General features: G+C 67.6%; 9 protein-coding genes and 2 pseudogenes. 4 read left to right on the forward strand and 7 right to left on the reverse strand.

Annotation, left to right across the window (positions count from 1 at the left end; genetic code table 11):
* Nucleotides 1–224: 224 nt before the first annotated feature.
* Nucleotides 225–1,400: a deoxyguanosinetriphosphate triphosphohydrolase gene (locus MBEBAB_RS14255; RefSeq protein ID WP_081703555.1), complete on the reverse strand. Its 1,176-nt coding sequence runs from the start codon at nt 1,398–1,400 to the stop codon at nt 225–227.
* An 87-nt stretch (nt 1,401–1,487) separates the two neighbouring features.
* Between MBEBAB_RS14255 and erpA the strand changes: the two genes are divergently transcribed.
* Nucleotides 1,488–1,856, forward strand: coding sequence for an iron-sulfur cluster insertion protein ErpA (gene erpA / locus MBEBAB_RS14260; protein ID WP_021698691.1), 369 nt, complete (start codon nt 1,488–1,490; stop codon nt 1,854–1,856).
* An 83-nt stretch (nt 1,857–1,939) separates the two neighbouring features.
* Here the strand turns inward: erpA and MBEBAB_RS14265 are convergent, their stop codons facing one another.
* Nucleotides 1,940–2,299 carry a hypothetical protein gene (locus MBEBAB_RS14265; protein ID WP_045319447.1) on the reverse strand — a complete coding sequence of 120 codons (360 nt, stop codon included), beginning with the start codon at nt 2,297–2,299 and terminating at the stop codon, nt 1,940–1,942.
* Nucleotides 2,300–2,401: 102 nt separating this feature from the next.
* Between MBEBAB_RS14265 and MBEBAB_RS14270 the strand changes: the two genes are divergently transcribed.
* The 3 genes from MBEBAB_RS14270 to MBEBAB_RS14280 are packed head-to-tail and all read left to right on the forward strand — an operon-like array spanning nt 2,402 to nt 4,171.
* The gene (locus MBEBAB_RS14270) at nt 2,402–2,686 is read left to right on the forward strand and encodes a metalloregulator ArsR/SmtB family transcription factor (RefSeq protein WP_021698692.1); all 285 of its coding nucleotides are present in this window, start codon (nt 2,402–2,404) and stop codon (nt 2,684–2,686) included.
* A complete protein-coding gene (locus MBEBAB_RS14275; RefSeq protein WP_021698693.1) occupies nt 2,686–3,351 on the forward strand; it encodes an SdpI family protein in 666 nt (221 codons plus the stop codon). The genes MBEBAB_RS14270 and MBEBAB_RS14275 overlap by 1 nt, the downstream gene beginning before the upstream one ends.
* 13 nt (nt 3,352–3,364) lie before the next feature.
* Complete coding sequence (locus MBEBAB_RS14280) at nt 3,365–4,171, forward strand: alpha/beta hydrolase (RefSeq protein ID WP_242397186.1); 807 nt, start codon at nt 3,365–3,367, stop codon at nt 4,169–4,171.
* A gap of 116 nt (nt 4,172–4,287) precedes the next feature.
* Here the strand turns inward: MBEBAB_RS14280 and MBEBAB_RS14285 are convergent, their stop codons facing one another.
* The 5 genes and pseudogenes from MBEBAB_RS14285 to MBEBAB_RS16360 all read right to left on the reverse strand — a co-directional run.
* Nucleotides 4,288–4,851, reverse strand: a complete 564-nt coding sequence (locus MBEBAB_RS14285; protein ID WP_021698695.1) for an adenylate kinase — start codon at nt 4,849–4,851, stop codon at nt 4,288–4,290.
* 21 nt (nt 4,852–4,872) lie between these two features.
* Nucleotides 4,873–6,234: a preprotein translocase subunit SecY gene (gene secY, locus MBEBAB_RS14290; protein WP_021698696.1), complete on the reverse strand. Its 1,362-nt coding sequence runs from the start codon at nt 6,232–6,234 to the stop codon at nt 4,873–4,875.
* Between the two features lie 132 nt (nt 6,235–6,366).
* Nucleotides 6,367–6,893 (reverse strand): annotated as a pseudogene (rplO, locus tag MBEBAB_RS14295) (50S ribosomal protein L15).
* Between the two features lie 171 nt (nt 6,894–7,064).
* Complete coding sequence (gene rpmD, locus MBEBAB_RS14300) at nt 7,065–7,259, reverse strand: 50S ribosomal protein L30 (RefSeq protein ID WP_021698699.1); 195 nt, start codon at nt 7,257–7,259, stop codon at nt 7,065–7,067.
* Between the two features lie 8 nt (nt 7,260–7,267).
* Nucleotides 7,268–7,359, reverse strand: a pseudogene (locus tag MBEBAB_RS16360) (30S ribosomal protein S5); the annotation flags it as partial.

Here is a 7,359-nt window from a genome sequence, read left to right on the forward strand (position 1 = left end):
ATCAGCATCATGGGAATGGGCTTCTTGGGAGCCCCCCCACGCGCGTCGAAACCGCCCCGGCGGAACGGCAGATCGTCGTCGTCCGGGGGCGTATAGGCGCCGCGGTCGGGATCGTTGCGGTTGTTATCGTCATAGGACATGGCGCGCTTCCAGGTCAGGCCGCCCGCGAATCGCGGGATCGAACCCCTATCTTACGCCCCGCCCGGCCTTCGGTTTAAGTCGAATCACAGATCGAGCTGCAGGTCGAGGCTGAACAGCTTCCTGTGCTCCTCGATGGCGTAGCGATCCGTCATGCCCGCGATGTAGTCGCACACCGCCCGGGCGCGCCGGTCCGGGTCCTCGCTCCTGGCCTTGCCACTCCATTCCGGGGGCAGGACGTCGGGCTCGCGCATGAACAGGGCGAACATCTCCGACAGGATGCGCCTGGCCTGGCTGCGCGTGCGGTTGACCCGGTAGTGGCGGTACATCCGCTCGTACAGGAACGCCCGCAGGCGCCCCAGGTCCTCCATCATGGGCCCCGAGAACTGCACCAGGGTGCGGCCGGCGGTCCGCACGTCCTCGGCGGTACCGATCCGGTCCTCGGCGATGCGGCGCTCGGTCTCGGCCAGCACATCGTCGATCATGGCCCCGATCATGCGCCGCACGGCCTCCAGCCGTATCATGCGGTTGTCCAGATCAGGCCAGTCCTTGCGCGTGCCGTGCAGGATCGGCCCGATCAGGGGCACGTCGTTGAGGTCGTCCAGACGGAACAGCCCCGCCTGCACCCCGTCGTCCACGTCGTGGTTGTTGTAGGCGATGTCGTCGGCGATGGCGGCGGCCTGGGCCTCCAGCGAGGCGAAGCTGTCCAGCCGCAGGTCCCATTCGGCGCCATAGTCGGCGATGGCGCGCCAGGACGGCTTGTCCAGCTGGTCCGTCACCGGTCCGTTGTGCTTGACCACCCCCTCGATGGTCTCCCAGCTCAGGTTCAGGCCGTCGAAGGCGGGATAGCGCTCCTCCAGCTTCGTCACCACGCGGAAAGTCTGGACGTTGTGGTCGAAGCCGCCGTGGGCCGCCATGCACAGCTGAAGCTCGTCCTCGCCCGCGTGGCCGAACGGCGGATGGCCCAGGTCGTGGGCCAGGGCGACGGTCTCGGCCAGATCCTGATCCAGCTTCAGCGCGTGGGCGATGGACCGGGCGATCTGGGCCACCTCCAGACTGTGGGTCAGGCGGGTGCGGTAGTGGTCGCCCTCGTGCGCCACGAACACCTGGGTCTTTTCCTTCAGGCGGCGGAAGGCGGTGCAGTGGATGATCCGGTCCCGGTCCCGCGCAAAGGCGTTGCGGGTGCGGCTGACGGTCTCGGGAACCAGCCGCCCCCGCGACTGATCGGGGGCCTCGGCATAGGGGGCGCGTTGGGCGGACAAGGTCACTCGGGCGTCTTTGTCTGATCGCGGGCCTTTGCGAACGCCCGCAAGCGCCTCATATAGAGGGACGTGAGCACCGTCCAACCCATGATCCCATCCGGCCTGTCCCTCAGCATCGCCCAGCGCGCGCCTGAGGGCATCGTGCTGTCCGAAAGCGGCGCGCGGCGTCTGGCCGAACTGTCGGCCGACGAAGGCCGCGCCGTCCTGCTGCGCGTGGCCGTCGACGGCGGCGGGTGCTCGGGCTTCCAGTACCGCTTCGAACTGGTCGAGGCCGCCGAGGACGACGACCTGCGCGTGGAGCGTGACGGCCAGGCCGTGGTCATCGATCCGGTCTCCATCCCCTTCCTCAAGGGCTCCGAGATCGCCTTCGTGGACGAACTGGCCGGCGCCCAGTTCGTGGTCCGCAACCCCAACGCGGCCTCCAGCTGCGGCTGCGGCGTCAGCTTCTCTATCTAAAGGACGCAAGCGGCCGGGGCCTCTGTTCGTGCAGGGGCGATTTCCGGCTGTCCTGATGAGGATTTCCGCTCGACCCGTGCCGCTCAGGGCCCGGATCGGGGCTGGGACCGCGATCTGAAGGGCGGATAAGGGCCGCTGTGCGGGATTTTCGCCGACGCTTCGTCGTTACACCGGCGCAATTGGTGCAATTGGTGCAATTCGTCGGACGATTTCGGCGCATCCGACCGCGCGTGGAGGCCGGGGGCCGAGTCTGCATCCTCGCTGTCGTCTGGAGCGGGGCCGGGCCGGTCCGGTCGCGGCATGGCGGTCAGGCGGGCGTGAATGATGAGCCAGCGCTCGGTCTCTCGCGCACGGCCGGCACGCAGGGCCCGCGCCGCCCAGCGCCAGGCCCTGTCGATCATCCAGTCCAGGTCCGTTACGGCGTCCTCGTCCTGCACGGCCATGGTCTCCCCTTCTCTCTCCAGTCTGAAGCAGCGATGCGTCAATCAGGGACGTGGCGGTTCTACCCCTTGCAATTAGGATTTTTCCTAATTAGCCTCCCTCCTATGAACAGCGTGTTCAAGGCCCTGTCCCATCCGGTCCGGCGGCGCATCATCGCCATGCTGAGGGCAGGCCCAATGGCGTCCGGCGACATCGCGGCGGCCTTCGACATGGCCTGGCCGACGGTGACCGGACACCTGACCGCGCTGAAGGACGCCGGGCTGGTCAGCGCCGAGCGGGATGGATCCTCCATCCGCTATCGGCTCGATATCTCGGCGGTGGAGGAGGCGCTGGCGTTCCTGATGGATCTGACCGGCGCGCGGGACGACCTGAACGACAAGGAGGGGTGATGAAAGCGCGACTGAACCTGATCGACTTGGCCACTGTAGCGGCCAGTCTGGCCATCCTGACCTATGCCGCCTGGATGCTGCTGTCCGGGCCGCAGGGCGCCATTCCCATGCACTACGGCGCCGACGGGACGCCCGACCGCTTCGGCGACCGCATGGAGGCCGGTCTGGTGATCGGCGCCATGGGCCTGATGCTGGCCGCCATCGGCTGGGGGTTCGCCCATTACGCCCGCCGCACGGACGACGTTTCGCGACGCCGCGGCCTTCTGGCCGGGCAGCTGGTCACACTTCTGACCGTCGGGGCCACGACCGCCTTCATGGTCATGATGATGGCCGGCGGCGCCCTGCCATCGCCCGCCCTGCAGATGGGCGGCATGGGCCTGCTGTTCCTGGCCGTGGGCGCCTTTCTGGGCCGTGTGGGGCCGAATGTCGCCGTGGGCGTGCGCACGCCCTGGACCTTCAAGAGCCGGCTGGCGTGGGAGAAGTCCAACCGCCTGGCCGGGCGGCTGTTCAGCCTGCTGGGTCTGATCGGCATTGTGGCCGCACCCTTCGCGCCCCAGCCCGCCGGCATGATGACCCTGATCGGGGGCGTCTCCGTCGCCGCCCTTTGGTCGGTCCTTGAAAGCTGGCGCGTGTGGCGCGCCGATCCCGACCGCCAACCTTTCTGAACCGGAGACCTTCATGCTCAGCGCCATCGCCCTCGCCGCCCTGATCCAGTCCGCTCCGGCATCTGAGGACATCGTCATCCCCTCCGAGCCCGCGCCCCTGCACGGCACCCTGCTGACGCCTGTCGACGCGCGCGCAGCCGCGGTGCTGATCCCCGGCTCAGGCCCCACGGACCGCGACGGCAATCAGATGCCCGCCATTCAGGCGGCGACCCTGCGCCTGATGGCCGAGGCCCTGGCCGACGACGGGATCGCCACCGTGCGCATCGACAAGCGCGGGGTGGGCGCCAGCGCGATGGCGGCCCTGTCCGAAGACGCCCTGCGGTTCGACCATATGGCGGAAGACGCCCGCGCTTGGGCCGCTGAACTGGCGCAAAGGACCGGGCGGGACTGTGTCTGGCTGATGGGCCACAGCGAGGGCGGGCTGGTGGCCCAGGTGGCGGCGGCGGACAATCCGCAGGTCTGCGGCGTGGTCCTGCTGGCGTCAGCCGGACGTCCCGCCGCGGACATCCTGCGGGAACAGCTGGCCGCCCTGCCCCAACCGCTGAACGATCAGGCAATGGACGGTCTTTCGGAAATGGAGGCCGGGCGTACCGTCGAGACCATCCCCGGGCTGGAGGCGCTGTTCCGCCCGTCCGTCCAGCCCTACCTGATTTCGTGGTTCCGGCATGACCCGCGCGCGCTCGCCGCCGCCTGGGACCGGCCCATGCTGATCGTCCACGCCACGCGCGATATTCAGGTGAACGCAGCGGACGCCGACGCCTGGCGACCGCCCAGCCGAACGCCGCGCGGCTCGATCTTGAAGGCGTCAATCATGTGCTGAAGGCCGCGCCCGAAGACCGGGCGGGCAACATCGCCGTCTACGCCGATCCCGACGCCCCGCTGGCCGAGGGCCTGGCGGATGCGGTGGCGGCGTTCATTCTGGGGAACTGACGCCGGTCAGGCGTCGAGGACGGCGTCCAGGGCGGTGGCGACCTCGTCGATGCCGCCCATGCCGTCGATCTCCACCAGCTTGCCCTTGCCCTCGTAGTAGGGGAGCAGCGGCGCGGTCTGGCGGTTGTAGACGCCCAGACGCTCCTTGAAGGTCTCGGGATTGTCGTCGGCCCGGCCCTGTTCGGCGAAGCGCTTGGCGATGCGGTCGATCAGGGCCGCGTCATCCACCTTGAGACGGATCACCTTGTCGATGCCGCTGCCCCGCTCGGCCAGCATGGCGTCCAGCGCCTCGGCCTGGGCCACGGTGCGGGGGAAGCCGTCGAAGATCGCGCCGCCAGCGGCGTCAGCCTCGGGCAGGCGTTCCTTGATCAGGGCGATGACGATCTCATCCGTGACCAGGTCGCCGCGGGCCAGCACGTCCTTGACGGTCTGGCCCAGCTCGGAGCCCGAGGCGATGGCCGCGCGCAGCATGTCGCCGGTGGACAGCTGGACCATGCCCCGCTGCTCGACCAGCCGCTTGGCCTGGGTGCCCTTGCCCGCCGCAGGCGGTCCAAACAGGATGATGTTCACGTCTCAGCCCTCCCCGGCCGTTTACTTGCGGCCGGGCGACAGGGCCCCGCGTCCGCGCAGCTTGGCCTTCTTGATGAGGCCTTCGTACTGGTGAGCCAGCAGGTGCGACTGGATCTGGGCCACCGTATCCATGGACACCACCACCACGATCAGCAGCGAGGTGCCGCCGAAATAGCCGAGGCTGGCGAAGCGGGTGATCATGAACTCCGGCAGCAGACAGACGGCGGTGATGTAGGCCGCGCCGATGGTGGTCAGGCGGGTCAGCACATAGTCCAGATACTCCGCCGTGCGCTTGCCCGGACGGATGCCCGGCAGGAAGCCGCCGTACTTGCGCAGGTTCTCGGCGGTGTCCTCCGGATTGAAGGTGATGGAGGTGTAGAAGAAGCAGAAGAAGATGATCAGGGCGCCGTAGAACACCATGAACACGGGCTGGCCGTGCTGCATCTGGCCCACGATCCACTGCATCCACGGGGCCATGTTGGCGCTCGGCGCCATGGCCGCCACCGTGGTCGGCAGCATCAGCAGCGACGAGGCGAAGATGGCCGGGATCACGCCGGCGGTGTTGACCTTCAGCGGCAGGAACGAGGTTTCGCCGCCCACCATGCGGTTGCCCTGCTGACGCTTGGGATACTGGATCAGCAGACGACGCTGGGCGCGCTCCATGAACACGATGAAGACGATGACCGCGATGGACAGAACGGTGATGAACAGCAGGGCGAAGGCCGAGATCTGACCCTCCTGGGCGAGGCCCAGCAGGCGCCCGATGGCGCTGGGCAGAACCGCCACGATGCCGGCGAAGATGATCAGGCTGATGCCGTTGCCGACGCCGCGCGCCGTCACCTGCTCACCCAGCCACATCAGGAACATGGTGCCGCCGGTCAGGGTCACGACCGTGGTCAGCACGAAGAACGCGCCCGGTTGGTCGACCATGCCCTGCGAGTTCTGCAGGCCGACGGCGATGCCGAAGGACTGGGCGATGGCCAGAACGACCGTCAGGTAACGGGTGTACTGGTTCAGCTGCTTGCGGCCCGCCTCGCCGCCTTCCTTCTTCAGCTTCTCCCAGGGGCCGTAAACGGATCCCATGAGCTGAACGATGATCGACGCCGAGATGTAGGGCATCACGTTCAGGGCGAAGACGGCCATCCGCTCCACCGCGCCGCCCGAGAACATGTTGAACATGTCCAGGATGCCGCGCTGCTGGTCCGGGTTTCCGAAGAAATCCAGGAACGCCTGCGAGTTGATGCCCGGGATCGGGATGTAGGTGCCGATGCGGTACACGATCAGCGCCATCAGGGTGAACAGGAGGCGCTTGTGCAGCTCCTTCGCGCGGGCGAAGGAGCCGATGTTCATGTTCGCTGCGAGTTGTTCGGCGGCCGAAGCCATATTGTGTGTCCCCCGAGGACGCTGACGGTTCGACGTCAGATAGGTGAAAAGCGGCCCCCATGCGAGGGCCGCCTTTGTCTAATCGTCATCGCGGACCTGGCGCGCGGCGCAAAGCCGCGATGACGACCGGTCTCAGGCCTTGGGCTTGCCGCGCGCGGCGTTGCGCTTGTCGACCCGCGCCTTGGCGGCTTCCTCGGCGGCGATGCGCTGTTCGACGACCGAACCGCCCGCCGCTTCGATGGCCTTTTTGGCGCCGGCCGAGGCCGACCACACGACCAGGTTCAGCTTGGCCTTCAATTCGCCGGTGCCCAGAACGCGCACGCCGTCGCGGGTGCGGCGCAGAACGCCGGCGGCGACCAGGGCCTCGCCGTTGATCTCGGCCTTGGCGTCCAGCTTGCCGGCGTCCACGGCGTCCTGCAGACGCCACAGGTTCACTTCGGCCAGCTTCAGCGCGTTCGGATTGTTGAAGCCGCGCTTGGGCATGCGCATGTACAGGGGCATCTGGCCGCCTTCGAAGCCGCCGATGGCGACGCCCGAACGGGACTTCTGGCCCTTGACGCCGCGTCCAGCGTCTTGCCCTTGCCCGAACCGGGGCCGCGGCCGACACGCATGCGCTTCTTGTGGGCGCCTTCATTGTCACGGATTTCGTTCAGTTTCATGTGCCTGATCCTTTCGGGTTCTCGCGCCTGACAAAGCCAGACTCGGCGTTTGGGATGGTTCTAGGTTCTAGGTTCTAGGTTCTAGGTTCTGGGTTCTGGGTTCTAGGTTCTGGGGGAAGAAAGACTCTGTGCCTCTCGCTTTCCCAGTCCCTAGAACCTGGTCCCTGAAACCTACTTCTCGACCACTTCCACCATGTGGGCGACCTTGGCGATCATGCCGCGCACCGAAGGAGTGTCCTCCAGCGTGGACTCGCGGCCCATGCGGTTCAGGCCCAGGCCCGCCAGGGTGGCGCGCTGGTCGTTCTTGCGGCGGATCGGGCTTCCGATCTGACGCACGGTGACGGTGTTCTTGTCCTTGGCGGCCATCTATCAGCCTCCACGGCTTCGGGCGCCGAGGCGCCGTCGTTGCGGCGACCCAGCAGATCCGAGACCTTCTTGCCGCGCTTGGACGCGACCTGACGGGGGG

This window comes from Brevundimonas abyssalis TAR-001 (genome assembly GCF_000466985.1).
Taxonomy (GTDB): Bacteria; Pseudomonadota; Alphaproteobacteria; order Caulobacterales; family Caulobacteraceae; genus Brevundimonas; species Brevundimonas abyssalis.

Bases quoted from the DNA above. Each gene is read 5' to 3' on its own strand.
- MBEBAB_RS14280 (WP_242397186.1), top strand. From the start codon at position 3,365: ATGCTCAGCGCCATCGCCCTCGCCGCCCTGATCCAGTCCGCTCCGGCA.
- MBEBAB_RS14270 (WP_021698692.1), top strand. From the start codon at position 2,402: ATGAACAGCGTGTTCAAGGCCCTGTCCCATCCGGTCCGGCGGCGCATC.
- rpmD (WP_021698699.1), bottom strand. From the start codon at position 7,259: ATGGCCGCCAAGGACAAGAACACCGTCACCGTGCGTCAGATCGGAAGC.
- secY (WP_021698696.1), bottom strand. From the start codon at position 6,234: ATGGCTTCGGCCGCCGAACAACTCGCAGCGAACATGAACATCGGCTCC.
- MBEBAB_RS14275 (WP_021698693.1), top strand. From the start codon at position 2,686: ATGAAAGCGCGACTGAACCTGATCGACTTGGCCACTGTAGCGGCCAGT.
- MBEBAB_RS14265 (WP_045319447.1), bottom strand. From the start codon at position 2,299: ATGGCCGTGCAGGACGAGGACGCCGTAACGGACCTGGACTGGATGATC.
- erpA (WP_021698691.1), top strand. From the start codon at position 1,488: ATGATCCCATCCGGCCTGTCCCTCAGCATCGCCCAGCGCGCGCCTGAG.